Below are 16,748 nucleotides of genomic sequence, written 5' to 3'. Positions count from 1 at the left end.
CTTCAATCTCCCGTCGGGCTCCGCGGCGTTCGGTGCCGTGCATCGGCGTGCCGGAGAAGCAGGTGCATAGTGGTTCCATTCGCCTGGTTCTCCGGGGCGGCGAGGTGCGGTGCCGGGCGTCGTGGAGCTCGGCGGGAGATTGAAGACACGCCCTAGCCGTCCGTCGGGAAGCGGCGTGCCCAGCGGCGTTGCCACGGTGTCTCGACGGCCCGGCGGTGGTGGTGTTCGCGGGTCCAGCCGACGGCGTCCGCGGGGGCGATGCCCGCGCGTACGGCCAGACACGCGACGACGGTGCCGGTACGGCCGATGCCGCCCCCGCAGGCCACCTCGACCGCCCCGCCCGCACGGGCCCTTTCGTGCAGCGCGCGGATTTCCCGGATCGCCCCCTCCCGATCGCGCGGCAGCCGGAAGTCGGGCCAGTCGAGCCAGACGTGCGGCCACGTCAGCGCCGCGTCGTGGCGACGGCGCAACCGCTCGTCGCCGAGATAGAGACCGAAGTCCGGCGTCGCACCCCCCGGCCGCGGACGGCGCAACCCGCGCGCACGGATCCAGGCCCCGTCGGGGAGGCGGAGCGCGCCGGTCAGGGGCGGATGTTCGATCGCGGCGCTCATCGGGCCACCCCCACCCGCTGCCGCCGGGCCCGGTGGTTGGCCACGTTGATCCGGTTGCCGCACAGGTCCGGCAGGCAGTAACGGCGCCGGCCGGCCCGGCTGGTGTCGACGAACACGCCGCGACAGTCGGGGCCGGCGCAGGCGCGGAAACGGTCGTGACCGAGGGTGCGGACGGCGCCGAACAAGCCGACCGCGACGAACGCGGCCAGTTCGTCGGCGAGGGACGCCCCCGGTGCGGTCGGGACGTACCACTGCCAGCCGCCGTCGGCCGCCCGGTCCAGGACGGGGGCGAGCCCGGCCCGGGCGACGAGCACGCCGGAGCCCGCGACGGCCTGCTCCGCCGTCTCGGTCTCGACGACGCCGCGCACCTCCCGGCGCAGCAGCCGAACCGCGTGGAGGTCGTCGTCGGTGGGCACGCCCTTGTCCGCAAGGGCGTCGAGCCGCAGGTCGTGCCCGGCCAGGAGGCCCGCCAACGCGGCCGGATCGGGGAGCGCGTCGCCGGCGTCGCCGCGCACGGTGGGCGAGGTATTGACCAGGTCGGACGCGAAGGTCGCGCCGGCGACGTAGTCGGCCATCGGGATGCGCACACGTTGCCTTTCGCCGAAGTAACCGGTGAAGAAAGACTACAACCCTTACCTGGCTCTGTCCGGCTCTCGTGGGCGGCCGGCGCGACACCCGTACGGCCCCGCCGGAACGGGGCCGTACGGGTTGTTCCGGACCCGGGCTCAGCCCGACGTGGCCGGCACCCCGGCCGGGGCGGACCGGAGTTCGTCCCGAGGCCCCGACCCGACCCGCAACGACCAGGCCAGCACGGCCAGCGCGACCACACCCGTGGCCAGCGCGGCCCACCCGATGCCCGCGCGGCCACCGAGCGCGAAGCCCGCCGCGCCGGCCGCGCCGCCCGCGCTGATCCCGAGGTAGATGGTGCTCTGGTGCAGGCCGAGAACCAGCGGGACCGCGTCGGGGGCGGCGGCGGTGACCCGCAACTGCTGCGGGACGTTGATCATCCAGTGCAGCAGCCCCCACAGCGGGACCACGACACACGCCGCCGCCATCGAGCGGGACAACACCGGCACCAGGGCGGCGACCGCGGTGAGCAGCGGGGCGGCGACCACGATCGTGCGGGCGGGGCCGAAGCGGTCGGCCAGGCGGCCGACGAGGAAGTTCCCGCAGACCGCGCCGATGCCGAAGGTCAGCAGGATCAGCGAGGTGCGCCCGGCATCGCCGTCGGTGGCCGGTCGGGTCACCTTGTCGAAGTAGGTGTAGACGGTCCAGCTGGTGGTCAGGCACAGCAGGGTGGCGGTGAGGATCACCACGACCCGGAAGTCCGTGAGCGGCGCGACCCGTTCGCGCAGCGTCCGGCGTGGCAGCCCCGGCAGGTCGGGGACCACCGCGGCGATGCCCGCGCCGGCCACCGCGGCCAGGCCGACGATCAGCCACAGCGCCACGCGCCAGCCGGTGGTCGAGCCGAGCCAGGCGCCGAGCGGCAGGCCGAGCACGATGGCGGTGGTCAGGCCGCCGACGACCACCGAGGTGGCCCGCCCCTCCCGCCCCGGTGGCGCGGTGGCCCGGGCCACCGCCAGGGCATTGACGGTGTAGAGCGAGGCGCCGGCGCCGGCGAGGGCACGACCGATCATCGCGAGGCCGTAGTCGCCCACGACCGCGTTCAGGGCGTTGCCGACGGCGAAGACCGCGAGGCCGCCGAGCAACAGGCCGCGTGGCGCCCGGTGTCCGACGGCGGCGGCGAGTACCGGCCCGCCCAGGGCGTAGGCGAGCGCGAACGCGGTGATCAGCCACCCCGCCGCGGTTCGGGACACGTCGAGGTCGTCGGCCATCGGCCCCAGGATCGGCGCGATGACGAACGTGTCGACCCCCATGGCGAAGGTGCCGACGGCCAGGACGATCAAACGCAGCCGCATGACCGCTCCTTTTCCGTTTCGGACCCGCGGCCGACCGTTCTCGGATCCGCGGGTGACTGTGCCGACGACGATCGTGTGTGCGAGGGCCCCGGCCCATCCCTCAAGTGGGGGATGAGCCGGGGGCCGGGCCCGGGCCGCGCGGGCCCGCAAAAAACGCGATGCGCGGCGAACCCGACCCGGCTAGCGTCGCGAGGGTGACCCTCGACATCCGAGAAATCCCCAAGTCGCAGGTGGATCGCATCGTGGATCTCGCCGATCTGGCCTTCCACGAGGCGGACTCGGCCGACGAACGCAAACAACACCGGGACAGGCTGCGCGTCTGCGGACGGATCGGCGCCTACGAGGACGACGCCCTCGTCGGCGCCGTCGTCGCGCACCGCTTCAAGCTGACCGTGCCGGGCGGCGAACTGCCGTGCGCCGGGCTCGACTACGTCGCCGTGGCGCCCACCCACCGCAGGCGCGGACTGCTGACCCGGATGATCGCGGAACAGTGGCGCAGGTGCGCCGAACTCGGCCAGCCGCTGTCCTGCCTGTGGGCCTCCGAGGACACGATCTACGGCCGATTCGGCTACGGCAACGGAACCCTCGGGTGCAGCATCGAGATCGACGCCCGCCGGCCGCTCGACCTGCGCATCACGCCCGACCCCCGGCCGTTGCGGCTGGTGGACCCGGCCAAGGCGCCGGGCCTGCTCGGTCCGGTCTACGCGGCCGTGCGGGGCAGGCGGGGCGGGCGGCTGGACCGGGACGAGGAGTGGTGGCGCACCGTGGTGCTCCTCGACGACGAGGACGAGGAGCCGATCCGGGTCGTCGCGCTCGGCGAGCGGGGCGAGACCCCGGCCGGCTACGTCGTCTACCGGGTGGAGGAGGTCAAGGGGCCCGCCGGCTCGGCCAACGTGCTCCAGGTGTTCGAACTGGAGGCGCAGGACGCCCCGGTGGCCGCCGCGTTGTGGGCCTTTCTCGTCTCGATCGATCTGATCGACAAGGTGGTGGCCTGGGCCCGGCCGCTCGACGACCCGCTGCTGCAGTTCGCGGGGGATCGCCATCAGGTGCGGGTGATCAGGCAGTATCCGGCGCTGCGGCTGCGCCTGGTCGACGTGCGTACCGCGCTGACCGCGCGGTCCTGGGCGGCGCCGGTGGACCTGGTCCTGGACGTGCGCGACGCCGCACTGCCCGCGAACCAGGGCCGCTTCCGGCTCACCGCCGACCCGACCGGGGCGACCTACACCGCCACCGACGCCGCACCCGATCTGGCCCTGGACGTACGCGAGTTGGCCACCTGCTACCTGGGCGGCACGCCGATCCGCCGGCTGGTGGCGGCCGGACTGGTCACCGAGACCACGCCCGGCGCGGCGCACCGCCTGGACGCGGCGCTCCGCACGGACCTGCTGCCGTACGCGCACGAGGACTACTGAGCGACGGGGGCCGCCGGGTCACGCGGCGCCGGCTGACGACCGCCCCCGCCCGCAGTGCCACGGTGGCCGCCACCCCGGCGGCCACCACCTCCCGCGCGGCGACCGGCGCCACGTCGATCACCGGATCTCAGTGGCCGAGTGTGGCGCGCAGGGCCGGCTGGAGCAGGTTGCCGTGGGCGCGGACCAGGTCGTCGCACAGGTCCCAGATGCGTTCGACCGGCAATGCCGCGGCGGTGGCCGGGTCGATCATCGCGGCGTGGCGGATGTGCCGGGGGTCGTCCTCCAACGCGGCGCGCACCACCAGGTCGTTGACGCTCAGGTAGGTGCGGTTGAGGGCGGCCAACTGCGGCGGCAACGCGCCGACTCGGGTCGGTTGTACGCCCAACCTGTCCACCAGGCAGGGGACTTCGACCACGCCCTCGGCGGGGAGGTTGTCGATCAGACCCTGGTTGGGCACGTTGCCGTAGACCGTGCGCGGGGTGCCGGTGGTGATGCTGTGGATGATCTGCGGGGCGTACTCCATGGTCGACTCGACCGGCACCGGCTGCCCGGCGGCGAGTGCGGCGCGGGTGCTCTCGTAGGCCGCGACGTTCTCGTCGACGATGTCGAGGTAGGCCCCGACGGGCAGCCGCAGTCGGCTGATCTCGCTGTCGTGGCCCAGGTACCAGGGCACGTACTCGCTGGAGTGCTCGCTGGTCTCGGTCGGGTAGTAGCCGAGCCGGCGATACATGTCCACCCGTACCCGGCGCCGCAGTTGCTCGTCCCGGGCGATCAGCGCGTCGAGTTTCGGGTACAGGTCGGCGCCGGCGTGTTCGAAGCGCAACACCCACGCCTGGTGGTTGACGCCGGCCGCGAGGTAGTCGACCTCCTCGTAGGGCACGCCCACCAGTTCGGCCAGGCCCTGCATGGTCCAGTAGACCGAGTGGCACAGGCCGACCACGCGGGTCAGGCCGGTGGCGCGCCGGAGGTAGCCGACGTTCATCGCCATCGGGTTGGTGTAGTTGAGCAGCCAGGCGTCCGGGCACAGTTCGGCGATGTCCGCGCCCAGCGCGCGCAACACCGGGAAGGTGCGCAGCGCGCGGAAGATGCCGCCGATGCCGAGGGTGTCGCCGATGGTCTGCCGCAGTCCGTAGCCGGCGGGCACGTCGAAGTCGGTCCGGGTGGCCTCGCGCATGCCGACCTGGATGATGTTGATCACGAAGTGGGCGCCGGCCAGCGCCTCGCGGCGGTCGGCGTGCGCGGTGATCCGCGGGCTCGCGCCCCGGTCGTCGGCGATCAGCCGGGCCGCGCCCTGCGCGGTGGCCAGGCGTTCGGGGTCGATGTCGTGCAGCGCGATGTGCGCGTCCTTCAGTTCCGGGAAGGCGAACAGGTCCGCCAACAGGCCCTGGGTGAACACGACGCTGCCGGCGCCGACGAAGACGATCTTGGTGCGGGTCATCACTGGTTCTTTCCGTTGCGGGCGAGCGCGTCCAGCGCCTCGTCCCGGGTGGGTTGGGCGGCGGTGCCGCCGGTTGCTCGGGTGGACAGGGCGCCGCACGCGGCGGCGAAATCGAGGGCTCGGGCGAGGGGTTCGCCGGCGAGCAGGGCGGTGATCAAGCCGGCGTCGAAGCTGTCTCCGGCGCCGACGGTGTCCACCGGCTCGGCGGGGATGCCCCGGGTGCGCAGCACGTTCGCACCATCGTGCGCGAAGGCGCCGGCGCCGCCGTCCTTGACCACCACGACGGGGCCGTGCCCGGCCAGCCGCGCAGCGGCCTGCTCGGTGGTCGCGGCGGGGGAGCCGGCCAGTGCCCGGGCCTCCTGGGCGTTGGGCAACAGGTAGCCCACGGTGGGCAATACGGCGGCGAGTCCGGCCGGGTCCCAACGCCCGGCGGGGTCGTCGTTGGTGTCCAGGGACGTGGCGGCGCCGGCCGCACGGGCGATGCGCAGCAACTCCGGCAGCGCCCGCGCGAGTCGCGGCATCAGGAAGTAGGAGGAGGCGTGCACGTGCCGGCTTCGCCGCAGCAACTCCGCGGGTACGTCGTCGGGTCCGGTCGCGGCCAGCGTGCCGGCCGCGGTGACGATGGCCCGGTCCCCGTCGGTGCGGGTGAGCACCGTGGTCAGCGGCGTCGGCAGGCTCGGGTCGACGCGCAGCGCCGAGGTGTCCACGCCCCGATCCGCGAGCGCGGCGCGCACGAAGCGGCCCGCGTCGTCGTCGCCGATCCGGCCGGCGATCGCGACGGACAGCCCTAGCCGGGCCGCGCCGCAGGCGGTGATCGCGCCGGATCCACCGAGGGTGAGCAGACCGGTGGGGACGAGGTGTTCGTGCTGAGCGAAGGCCAACGGCCGGTCGAGGGGGCCGACCACGACGTCGGGATTGGCGTCGCCGAGGACGAGCAGGTCGAAGGTGTGCGGCATCGGGCTTCCCGGGTGTGTGCGGTGGACGGGGGGCGAATCACGAGAGGGTCGAACTCCCGTGACATCGCTACCCCTTCAGACCACTGGAGGTGATCGACTGGATGAACGCCTTCTGCGCGAAGAGGAAGGCGAGGAGCACGGGCAGCACGGTGATCACGTTGCCCGCCATCACCGCGGCCCACTGGGTGTGGTGTTGCCCCTGGAAGGTGGTCAGGCCCAGTTGGAGTGTGTACTTGGTGTCGTGGTTGATCGCGATCAACGGCCAGGTCAGGTCGTTCCAGGTGGTGAGGAAGGTGAGCACCGCGACGGTGCTCAGCGCCGGTCGGGACAGCGGCAACACGATCAGGTACAACACGCGCAGTCGCGAACACCCGTCGATCCAGGCGGCCTCCTCCAACTCCCGAGGCAGCGACAGGAAGAACTGGCGCAGCAGGAACACCGCGAACGGCGTCACAAGGGACGGGATGATCAGCGCGCCGAGCGTGTCGATCAGCCCGAGCCGCTTCATGATCAAAAACGTCGGGATCATGGTGAGCTGGAACGGGATCGCCATGGTCGCCAACATCGCCACCATCAACACGCGCGACCCGGCGAACCGCATCCGGGCGAACGCGTAGCCCCCCAGCGCCCCGAACACCAGGTTCGAGGCCACCGCCACCGCCGAGACGATCAGCGAATTGGCGAACCAGCGGGGGAACATCGCATTGCCCAGCACGTAGCGGTAGCCGCCCAGGTCGATCCCCGAGGGCCACAGCGCGGGCGGGAACCGGTTGATCTCCGCGTTGGTCATCACCGAACTGAGCACCAGCCAGACCAGCGGCAGCGCGAACAGCAGGGACAGCGGCATCAGCAGCAGATGCCACGGGCTGAACGGGAGCCGGCGACGCGGCGCCGCGACCGGGGCCGGCCGGGCCTGCGCGGGGGCGGCCTCGACGGTCGCCGCGCTCACTTGGCACCGCCTTCGACGAGCACGGCGCCGGCGGGCCTGCGGCCCCGCACGAGCCGCGACGCGACCCCGATCACCAGGAGCGCGAGGGCCAGCACGTAGGCCGCCGCCGCGCCGTACCCGGCGGTGAAGTTCTTGAACGCCTGCTCCCAGATGAAGTAGACGATCACCGTGGTGGACCCGAGCGGACCGCCCTTGGTGGTCACATAGACCAGGTCGAACACCTGCAACGCGTTGATCGTCTGCCACAACACCAGGAACAGGCTGACCGGAGTGAGCGTCGGCATCACCACGTGCCGCAACAACTGCCACCGCCCGGCGCCGTCGAGCCGAGCCGCCTCCAACAACGACGGCGGCACGTCCTGGAGCGCGGCGAGGTAGATCACCACGCAGAACCCGGTGCCGCTCCACACCGAGATCGCCACCAAAACCAGCAACGCCTGCCCGGGATCGGTGAGGAAGCCCTGCCGACTGATCCCGAGCGCGTGCAGCACCGAGTTGGCCGCGCCGAACTCCGGGTCGAGGATGAACGAGAACAACACGCCCTGCGCCGTCGCGGAGATCACGAACGGCACGAAGATCAGCGTGCGGTACAAGCCCACCAGCTTGATCCGCCGATTGAGCACCAGCGCCAGGAACAGCCCCAGGGCCATGCTCAGCGGCACGTAGAGCGCGGTGTACAGCAGGGTGTTGCGCACCGCCTGGCTGAAGTGCGGGTCCTGGGTGAGCGCGTCGTAGTTGTCCACGCCGACCCAGCGGCTGGGGGTGACCAGGTCGTCGGCCCGGAAGGACAGCAGCAGGGACCAGACGAACGGCACGATGCTCAGGCCGAGTACGACCAGGACGGCGGGCAGGATGTACGCCCACGCGGTCGCCGTCTCGCGCCGGCGTCTGCGGCGCAGCGTGCGGTGCCGGCGATCGTGGTCGGACAGCGTGAGTGGAGCGGGCAGGGATGACATGGAGGGGCTCCTCAACGCGGTATTCGTCAACGCGGTATGACGAGGGCGGCCTTGGCCGCGGCGGCGCAGCGGTTCAGGGCCCGGGTCGGACTGCTCTTGCCGAGCAGCACGGACACGATGGCCTCGGCGAGGGCCGTGGAGATCTGCGGATAGGCGGGGTGCGCGGGCCGTACCCGGGCCGTCTCCAGGGCGCGGGTGAACACGTCCAGGCCCGGCGTCTCGGCCGCGTGGGCGCGCCATTCGGGTTTGGCCTCGCAGATCCGGCTCAGCGGCAGGCTGCCCGCCCGCACGCCCCATTCGACGTCCTGGTCGGGCTGGTTGAGCCAGGACACGAAGGTGCGCGCGGCGCGTACCCGGGCGCCGCCGTTGTCGAAGACGGTCCAGGTGTCGGGGCCGCAGATGGTCATCGGCCGGCCGCTGTAGCTGGGCAGCGGCACCACGTGGTAGTCGATGCCCGCCGCGGTGACGTCGGGGATCTGCCACGGGCCGGTGACCACCATGCCCATCCGGCCGGAGGCGAAGACCTGGTACATCTGCTCGCCGCCGGGCTTGGGGTCGATGTAGACGCTCTTGGCGCGGGCCAGCGCCTCGACGGTCTCCAGGGCGCGGGCGCCGACGTCGCGGAAGCCGATGTCGCGGCCGTTCTCGGCGACCACGTCGCCGCCGAGGTCCCAGATCATCGGCCACAACCGCCAGACGGTGTCCTCGTCGCCCGCGCCCGGCCAGCCGGTGCCGAAGACGCCGCGCTGCGCGTCGGTGAGGCGGTGTGCGGTGGCCAGGAAGTCGTTCCAGGTCCAGCCGGGTTGCGGGAGCGCGACGCCGGCGTCCTCGAAGAGCTTCTTGTTGCACATCACGGCGAGCGCGTCCAGGACGGCGGGCGCGGCCCGTACCCGGCCGTTGATGGTGACCGCCTGGCGGGCCGGTTCCCAGTAGTCGTCCCACGGGGTGGGGGCCGAGCGCACGGTGTCGCCGAGGTCGACCACCTTGGGGCTGCGGGCGACGCCGGCGAGGTCGGAGCCGAAGACGTAGGCGATGTCGGGGTAGGAGCCGGCGGCGAGCGCCGCGGTGATCTTCTGGAGCATCGCGTCGGCGAGCACGCCGCCGCCGAGGTCGACCCGGATGCCCGACTGGGCCTGGTGGAACCGCTCCACCAGGGCCTCCAGCCCCTCGCGCCCGGTGTCGGTCTGGCCGTGCCACATCTCGATCGTGACCCGGCCGTCGGCGCCCACGCCGTCGTCGGTGCCGGCGCACCCGGCCAGCGTCGTGGACAGCGCCGTCGCGGCGGCGGCACCGGCGCCGATGCGGAGCAGGCCGCGCCGGGAGAGGCCGGTGGGATGGAACCGGTCGAGAACCACTGGACCTCCGGGAGATGTCGGAACGCGTGCGGGGGCGGGGCGTGGCGGAGCAAGGGCGAGAGCGGGTGGGCGCGCGTCGGCGGTCGCCCCGGGGCGGGCCCGGACGGGCGAGGGCGAGGGGGCGCGCGTGGCGGAGGGGGTGGCCCGGCGGCGGGATCCGTGCGGGATCGGGGCGCCGGGCCGACGATCGTGGCCGGGGGTCAGCAGGTCTTGCGCAGGTATCCGCTGCTGCCGGCCGGGACGACGTTCAGGTCGCGGCGCACGACGCTGAGCTTGCCGCCCCACTTGGAGCAGGCGGTGTTCAGGCCCTTGGCGGTGTACTCGATCACGATCACGTTGTTGCCGAACGACTTGGTGTACTCACCGCATTCGTTCCACTGGCCGCATTCCTCGGCGACGGCGAAGTCGAGCCCGGTGCTCGCGCGGTCGGGGGCCAGTTCGGAGGTGTTCTTCTGGGCGATGGCCAGTCCGCGCTGGTGCGCGTGCGCGGAGAGCAGCGTGACGAACGCCTTGGCGTTCTCGGCGGTGATCAGGTCCTCGGAGCGGGTGTAGCTGTCGTAGTTGTCCGGCTCGACGGCCTGGAAGCCCTTGCCCGCGCACTCGTCGATCAGGGCGTTCACCTTGGCGGCGACGGACGTGCGCTTCTCGGGGGTGCGGATGTCGAGCAGCGCCTCCTTCCACTTGCCGTCGTAGACCACGGTGTCGTCGTCGCGGCGGAGCAACTCGCCCGGTTTCCAGTTGCCTTCCGCGCCCTTTTGGGCCTGGAAGGCGTTGACGTAACAGATGTTGTACAGGCCGCGCGCCGGGGTGGCGGAGTGGTCGCGGGTGACCACTTCGACCCCGGCGGGCGGCGTGTAGGCGCCGCCGATCTGGTAGTCGAACTTCGCGTGGGTGGGGGGCAGGGTGACGGCGGCGCTCTTGGGGGCGTTCGCGGGCCCGGTGGTGCCGGCGCTCGCGGACGAGGTGAGGAACAGGGATCCCGCGATCGCCGCGGTGGTCGCCGCGAAGGCAGCGAGACGGCGGGCCGATCTACCCGGGAGGAAGGTGTTCATCATCGAACTCCAGGTGCGGAGGATACGTCCCCGCCTCGGATGTCGACTGGCATCCTGGCGACTTTGTCCGGGCTTGCGGCTTCACGCCGGCTACCGGCTGGGCGTACCTTTGACGCCGATTGCGCTGCTCGGCGTCGGAGCAGTAAATCGAGCAACATTCGTCATGTCAAGAGATCGTCAGTGCGCACAGTGCTCACGGGAGTTGTCATACGGAGGCCGGAAATGCCGTCCCCCGACCATCCGTGGATTGCGCCGGTGGATCTCGTGACTGCGCGAATGCGCACGGATATGCTGCGCGGATGTTGAGAACCGAGCGCCACGCGCGCATCCTCGAACACGTTGCCGCACACGGGAGCGTGAGCGTCGAGGAGTTGTCCGCGATCCTGGCGGTCTCGGGGGCCACCGTGCGCCGCGACCTCCAGCACCTGGACGCGGTGAACCTGCTGCGCCGTACGCACGGCGGGGCGTCCGTGGGCAACATCGGCCTGGAGACGCCGATGCAGTACCGCAGCGAACGCCGCCGACCGGAGAAGCTGGCGATCGCCCGCGCCGCGGCGGCCCTGGTCCCGGCGGAGGCCGTGGTCGGCCTGACCGGCGGCTCCACCGCCACCGAGATCGCCCGCATCCTGGCCGAGCGCGGGCCGGTCACCATCGTCACCAACGCGGTGAACATCGCCGCCGAACTGGTCCTGCACAAGGACGTCACGCTCGTGGTGATCGGCGGCACCGCCCGCAAGGAGAGCTACGAACTGGTCGGCCCGATCGCCGAGAAGACCCTCGCCGACTACTACACGGACGTGACCTTCCTGGGCGTGGACGGAATCAGCGCCGCCCACGGCTGCACCACGCACGACCAACTCGAGGCCGCCACCGACCGGGCCTTCACCGACCGCAGCAACCACACCATCGTGGTGGCGGACCACTCCAAGATCGGAAAGGCCACCCTGGCCCGCATCTGCCCACTGTCCGGGATCGGCCACCTGGTCACGGACGCGGACGCGCCGAAGGACGAACTGGCCCGGATCGCGGAGGCGGGGGTCGCGGTGACGGTGGTCTGAGGGGACGATCGTTGTCGGCGGTGCGGGGGCGGTCCGAGGCCGGCGGTGCGGGGGTGGTTCGCGGCGGTGTTGCAGGGGCGGTTCGACGCGGCGGCGCAGGGACCGTTCGACCCGGTCGTGCGGGGACGGTGCGAGGCGGCGGTGCGGGTGGTTCGGCTCGGCCGTGCCGGGACGGTGGGACGGCGCGGCCGGGTGGCCTCGCGTCGGAGGCGGGTGATCCGGAGCCGGACGCGCGGGCCCGCCCACGCACGCCGAGCCGGCGGTCGACGTGCATGCCGGTCCGCTCGTTTCCGAGCCGGTCGCAGCCCTCCCCTGCGGGGCTGCGACCGGCTCAGGCGCAGGGGCGCAGTGCCCGGGCCGGGACGCGACCCGTACCCGAACACTCCCGGCGTCCCGGAGGCGGCTTGTGGGCCACCCCCGCGTACATCCACTCCCGCTCCACCAGCGGACGCGGAAGTCGGTCGGCGCGCCAGGACGAGATCGGCACCACGCCGGGCCGGACCGGGTCCAGGCCGGGGAACAGCGCCCGCACCTGCGCGGCCGTGCGCGGAAACAGCGGGGCGGCCGAGCGGCGATACGCTTCCGCCGTGGCCCGCGCCGCCTCCGGCCGCAGATCGGCGGCGACATGCGAGAGCACCAGCATGCTGCCCGGCACCATCGCACCCGCCAACGCGCCCACCACGGCCCGGGGATCGTCCGCGTCCGACAGGTAGTGCAACACCGCGGTCAGCACCACCGCCACCGGCCGATCCAGATCCACCCCCGAACGCCCGGACACCCGCGCCAACAGCGCGTACGGATCGCGGAGATCGCCCTCCACCACCCGCACCCGACCGGGCCGACCGGACAACGCCCGGGCGTGCGCGAGCACCAGCGGATCGTTGTCCACGTACACCGCCCGCGCCTCCTCGGTGGCCGCCACCGCGCACTCGTACGTGTCGTGGGCGGTGGGCATGCCGACCCCGATGTCGAGGAACTGGCGGATCCCGCACCCCGCCGCGAACGACACCGCGCGGCGCAGGAACGCCCGATTCGCCCGAGCCATCGCGCGTACCTCGGGAGCCGCCCCGAGCACCGCGTCGGCGGCCTCGCGATCGACCCCGAAGTTGTTCTTGCCTCCCAGGTAGTAGTCGTACATGCGAGCGGGATGCGGCAGATCGGTGCGCAGCCCGGACCGGCGCGTCGCGGACACCTGGACCGGCGGTCGAGCCGGCACCGGCCGGCCCGCGCACGATCGGGTTTCCGGCGCCTGCTGGGGAATCACAATCATCGGCCTTCCCGATTCTCGGGTCACGGGCCGCCCGGATCGGGCGAGGCGGGGGTACCCGCCGGGCGGGCCCGCGTATTCCTCCGGTGCGCCTGGGGAGATCAGCGGCGGAGGAAATCCGTGACGACTGCGTCGAAGTGCTCGTGTTCCTCGACGAAGGGTACGTGCCCACTGGCGGAGAACCGCTCGATCCGCGCATCGGGCAACACACCCGCCAGCCACCCGGCCAGGTCACCCGGGAAGACCCGGCTGCGCTCGCCGTAGACCAGCAGCGTCGGCACTGTCACCTGCGGCAGCACCGACCGCCAGTCCGAGTGCGCCATGTCCATCCAGACGTCGAGCGCGGACGACGTGTGCGTCTGGGTGGTCTCCGCGTACACCGCGTCCACCGCCTCGGCGGCCGGGGGTTCGGCGAAACACGCCTCGATGAACGGCTTCACCGCGATCGGCCGAGCGTGCCGCACGGTCTGCGCGAACACCGCCAGATCGGTGGGGGAATACCCGCCCAGCAGCGGGAACTCCCAGTCGGGGCCGTCCAAAAAGCGCGGCGACTGATCGACGAACACCGCGCCGCGCAGCCCCTCGCACCCGAACTGCCGCACATACGACAGCAGTACCGAGGTACCCATCGACCAGCCGACCACGGTCACCTCGGCGAGATCGAGGGACCGAACCAACTCGCGGATGTCGCGGGCGTACTGGTCCAGGGAATGGCCCTCGGGCGTCTTCCCGGACCGGCCGTGGCCGCGGAAGTCCGGCACGATCACCCGGTTCTCCGCCGCCAACGCGGCCACGTTCCCGGACCAGAAGGTGCCGTTCATCGTCCAACCGTGCAGCAGGACGACGGGCCGGCCCGCGCCGTGCTCCTCGTAGTAGAGCGGGACGGTGTCGGACAGTTCCAGATAGGGCACGCCATCTCCTCCGGTCTCGGTCACGGCACCCCGTTCGCCGCGCCGCACTGCCGGCAGTCTGCGCGAGCCGGGAGCCGTTCCGCCAGACGTCGCAGGGGGGTTGCACCAACGTTGCAGAACCCGCGACGACACCCGCCCCGCCGGCGACCGACCGTGCCGGCATGATGACTCCATGGCACACCGATCGGACGCACGGGAACGGGCGCTGAGCGGCGGCACGGCGTCGGGGGTTCGCGGCCCGATCCGGGCCTCGTGGTCGCGCGCCCGACGACACGGGCTGGCACCCGACGCCTACCTGCCGCCGGTGTGCCTCGACGACGACGAACTGGCCCGCCACCGCGAGGAACACGCGCTCACCGGGATCTGGCCGCTGCTGCGCCGCTCGCTGGGCGGACTGACCGAGGATCCGGGCCGGTTGTTGTTCCTCAGCGACGCCCGGGGTCACCTGCTGTGGGTCCAGGGCGACCACACGTCGCTGCGCTCGGCGGAGCGGGTACACCTGCTGCCGGGCGCGCTGTGGAGCGAGGACGCGGCGGGCACGAGCGGGGTGGGCTCCGCACTGGCGACCGGGCGGCCGTTCCAGGTGTTCGGCGCCGAGCACTTCCTGTCCGCGGCCACGGCCTACACCTGCACCGCCACGCCCATCCACGACCCGATCAGCGGCGACCTGCTCGGAATCCTGGACTTCACCTGCCCCGAACGGCACTGGCAGCCACTGGCGATCCCGCTGCTCGACACCGCCCGGCGGTTGGCCCAGTCGGAGTTGGAGACGGTCCGGCTGCGCGAGGAGATGCGGGTACGCACCCGCTACGTCGAGCGCATCGCCCGCCGCCTGGGCACCCGCAGCGCGATCGTCGACGCCGGCGGGCGCGTGGTGCGCGCGGATCCGCCCGGCTGGCTGCCCAATCGGCTCCCGATACCGGTCGGCGAAGGCCCGATGTTGCTGCCCGGCGGACAACTCGTGCTCGTCGAACGGCTGGCCGCGGGCGGCCTGTTCCTGCTCATCGCCGAGGACGGCGCCTCCGGGCCGGTGACCGCCGCGCCGATGCGCCTCGAGGCGCTCGGGCTGCGCCGGGCGCGGCTGCACATGGCCGGCGCCACCCACGAACTCACCCGCCGTCACGCGGAGATCGTCACCACGCTGCTGAGCGAACCGGGCGGGATGACGGCGAAGGCGATCACCGAGGCGGTGTACGGCCCGACCGGCCGCCCGGCCACGGTGCGGGCCGAACTCGCCCGGCTGCGCGCGATCCTGGGCCATCGGCTGGCGTCGGACCCGTATCGGCTGACCGGAGACTGCGAGGCCGACTTCCTCGACCTGGACCACGCGTTGTCGAACCGGGACACCACGGCCGACACCCTCCTGGACCGCTACCGGGGGCCGCTGCTGCCCGGCTCGACGGCGCCGCGCGTCCTCGAACTGCGGGCGGCGCTGCACGAACGGCTGCGGAACCGGGTGGTGGAGACGGCCGACGCGGACACGGCGATGCGGTGGGCGGGTACGGCGGCGGGCTGAGCGGGCGCTGCGGTCTGCGCGCGTGTTTCGGCGTGTGTTTACGGGCGGCCCGGGAGGGCGGGTGTGCGGGGGCGGGTGGGGAGCAGGGCGTGTACGCGCCAGCCGCCCGCCGGGTAGGGGCCGGTTTCGAGGCGACCGCCGAACAGGGCGACCCGTTCGTTCATGCCGACCAGGCCGTGGCCCATGCCGTCGCCGGGAGCCGCCTCGCCGCGGCCGTCGTCGCGCACGTCGAGTTCGATGTCCTCGCCCGTGTAGCGCAGGACGACCCGGGCGCCGGCGCCGGGCCCGCCGTGTTTGCGGGTGTTGGTCAGGGCTTCCTGGACGATGCGGTACACGGTCAGGCCGATGCCCTGGGACAGTTCGACGGGTCGGCCCTCGACGTGCAGGTCCACCGTCAGGCCCGTGCCGCGGACCCGGGTGAGCAACTCGTCGAGTTGGTCGACGCCGGGCTGGGGCACGAACGTCTCGACGTCGCTCTCGGAACGCAGTACACCCAGCAGGCGCCGCATCTCGGCGAGCGCCTCGCGGCCGGTGGCGGCGATCGTGCCCAGGGCCTCCCGGGCGGCGTCGGGCGCGGCGTCGATCGCGTACGCGGCGCCGTCGGCCTGGACCACCATCACCGAGACGTTGTGCGCAACCACGTCGTGCAACTCCCGGGCGATCCGGGCCCGTTCGGCCGCCGCGGCGAGCCGCGCCTGCTGGTCGCGCTCAACCTCCAGGCGTGCGGCGCGGTCGATCAGCTCGGCGTAGAACGCGCGCCGGGTGCGCATCGAATCGCCCAACACCCAGGAGATGGCAAGCAGTACGACGATGAAACCGGACGCGGACAGGTTGGCCCTGAAGGTCCCGCCGTCGGCGTGCGGGAAACGCACCAGCAGCACCGCCGGCGCCGACACCGTGGCGGCGAGCGCGGCCCGGGAGAGCCAACGCGGGCCGGACTTGGCGGCCGTGTACACGATCACCAGCATCGCGTAGTTCGCGAACGTGATGGTCCCGTCGCAGAGCAACTGGGCCACCCCGGCCCCGACCACGAGCATCGTCGCCACCCGGGAGCGGACCCGGTGCAGCGCCATGCCCAGACTCAGGACCACCACGATCGTGTAGGCCCAGAGCGACATGACGATGCCGTACTCGTAGGACAGGATCTGGAGAACACCGAGGCCGAACGCCGGGATGGTGCACACCGAGTCGACCCACAGGGGATGCGCCCGCAGCCAGGCATAGATTCGTTGCACGGGGCGACCGTACGACCCGCGGGACGGGTTCGGCATCAACCTGGGCGCTCATCACCGCGTCCACCGCAGGTCGAACGTGGTGCGCGCGGAGGCACGACCTGAGCGCGATCCAC

15 protein-coding genes are annotated in these 16,748 nt (G+C 72.5%); 3 read left to right on the top strand and 12 right to left on the bottom strand.

Going from position 1 to position 16,748, the window contains the following annotated elements; genetic code table 11:
- Positions 1-152: 152 nt before the first annotated feature.
- From ACWGR4_RS17950 to ACWGR4_RS17940, 3 genes are all read right to left on the bottom strand, one after another.
- Positions 153-611: a protein-tyrosine phosphatase family protein gene (locus ACWGR4_RS17950; protein WP_452132965.1), complete on the bottom strand. Its 459-nt coding sequence runs from the start codon at positions 609-611 to the stop codon at positions 153-155.
- Positions 608-1,198, bottom strand: coding sequence for a CGNR zinc finger domain-containing protein (locus ACWGR4_RS17945; protein ID WP_452132966.1), 591 nt, complete (start codon positions 1,196-1,198; stop codon positions 608-610). The genes ACWGR4_RS17950 and ACWGR4_RS17945 overlap by 4 nt, the downstream gene beginning before the upstream one ends.
- A 138-nt stretch (positions 1,199-1,336) precedes the next feature.
- Positions 1,337-2,530, bottom strand: coding sequence for an MFS transporter (locus ACWGR4_RS17940; protein WP_452132967.1), 1,194 nt, complete (start codon positions 2,528-2,530; stop codon positions 1,337-1,339).
- A 158-nt stretch (positions 2,531-2,688) separates the two neighbouring features.
- Here ACWGR4_RS17940 and ACWGR4_RS17935 point away from each other — a divergent pair, with 158 nt between their 5' ends.
- Complete coding sequence (locus ACWGR4_RS17935) at positions 2,689-3,942, top strand: GNAT family N-acetyltransferase (protein WP_452132968.1); 1,254 nt, start codon at positions 2,689-2,691, stop codon at positions 3,940-3,942.
- A gap of 127 nt (positions 3,943-4,069) precedes the next feature.
- Here ACWGR4_RS17935 and melA read toward each other — a convergent pair whose 3' ends face one another.
- The 6 genes from melA to ACWGR4_RS17905 all read right to left on the bottom strand — a co-directional run bounded on the left by melA (position 4,070) and on the right by ACWGR4_RS17905 (position 10,648).
- Positions 4,070-5,380 (bottom strand): alpha-galactosidase, encoded by a 1,311-nt coding sequence (melA, locus tag ACWGR4_RS17930; protein WP_452132969.1) that lies wholly within the window; start codon positions 5,378-5,380, stop codon positions 4,070-4,072.
- Positions 5,380-6,336: a carbohydrate kinase family protein gene (locus tag ACWGR4_RS17925; protein ID WP_452132970.1), complete on the bottom strand. Its 957-nt coding sequence runs from the start codon at positions 6,334-6,336 to the stop codon at positions 5,380-5,382. Before ACWGR4_RS17925 ends, melA begins: the two co-directional genes overlap by 1 nt.
- A gap of 67 nt (positions 6,337-6,403) precedes the next feature.
- The gene (locus ACWGR4_RS17920; protein ID WP_380002540.1) at positions 6,404-7,285 is read right to left on the bottom strand and encodes a carbohydrate ABC transporter permease; all 882 of its coding nucleotides are present in this window, start codon (positions 7,283-7,285) and stop codon (positions 6,404-6,406) included.
- Complete coding sequence (locus tag ACWGR4_RS17915; RefSeq protein ID WP_380002539.1) at positions 7,282-8,241, bottom strand: carbohydrate ABC transporter permease; 960 nt, start codon at positions 8,239-8,241, stop codon at positions 7,282-7,284. The genes ACWGR4_RS17920 and ACWGR4_RS17915 overlap by 4 nt, the downstream gene beginning before the upstream one ends.
- Before the next feature lie 26 nt (positions 8,242-8,267).
- A complete protein-coding gene (locus ACWGR4_RS17910; protein WP_380002538.1) occupies positions 8,268-9,596 on the bottom strand; it encodes an extracellular solute-binding protein in 1,329 nt (442 codons plus the stop codon).
- 200 nt (positions 9,597-9,796) lie between these two features.
- Positions 9,797-10,648, bottom strand: coding sequence for an endo alpha-1,4 polygalactosaminidase (locus ACWGR4_RS17905; protein WP_452132971.1), 852 nt, complete (start codon positions 10,646-10,648; stop codon positions 9,797-9,799).
- 299 nt (positions 10,649-10,947) lie between these two features.
- Here ACWGR4_RS17905 and ACWGR4_RS17900 point away from each other — a divergent pair, with 299 nt between their 5' ends.
- A complete protein-coding gene (locus tag ACWGR4_RS17900) occupies positions 10,948-11,706 on the top strand; it encodes a DeoR/GlpR family DNA-binding transcription regulator (RefSeq protein ID WP_126638788.1) in 759 nt (252 codons plus the stop codon).
- Positions 11,707-12,037: 331 nt separating this feature from the next.
- Here the strand turns inward: ACWGR4_RS17900 and ACWGR4_RS17895 are convergent, their stop codons facing one another.
- Both ACWGR4_RS17895 and ACWGR4_RS17890 read right to left on the bottom strand, forming a co-directional pair.
- Positions 12,038-12,976: an SAM-dependent methyltransferase gene (locus tag ACWGR4_RS17895; protein ID WP_380002537.1), complete on the bottom strand. Its 939-nt coding sequence runs from the start codon at positions 12,974-12,976 to the stop codon at positions 12,038-12,040.
- Positions 12,977-13,074: 98 nt separating this feature from the next.
- Positions 13,075-13,884, bottom strand: a complete 810-nt coding sequence (locus ACWGR4_RS17890) for an alpha/beta fold hydrolase (RefSeq protein ID WP_452133194.1) — start codon at positions 13,882-13,884, stop codon at positions 13,075-13,077.
- Between the two features lie 172 nt (positions 13,885-14,056).
- On the opposite strand from ACWGR4_RS17890, the gene ACWGR4_RS17885 reads away from it, so the two are divergent.
- The gene (locus tag ACWGR4_RS17885) at positions 14,057-15,400 is read left to right on the top strand and encodes a GAF domain-containing protein (RefSeq protein ID WP_452133195.1); all 1,344 of its coding nucleotides are present in this window, start codon (positions 14,057-14,059) and stop codon (positions 15,398-15,400) included.
- A gap of 38 nt (positions 15,401-15,438) precedes the next feature.
- Here ACWGR4_RS17885 and ACWGR4_RS17880 read toward each other — a convergent pair whose 3' ends face one another.
- Positions 15,439-16,635 carry a sensor histidine kinase gene (locus tag ACWGR4_RS17880; protein ID WP_452133196.1) on the bottom strand — a complete coding sequence of 399 codons (1,197 nt, stop codon included), beginning with the start codon at positions 16,633-16,635 and terminating at the stop codon, positions 15,439-15,441.
- Positions 16,636-16,748: the final 113 nt, after the last annotated feature.

The sequence above is a fragment of the Embleya sp. NPDC055664 genome, from assembly GCF_053618075.1.
This window is presented reverse-complemented; position numbering and strand designations above follow the sequence as displayed.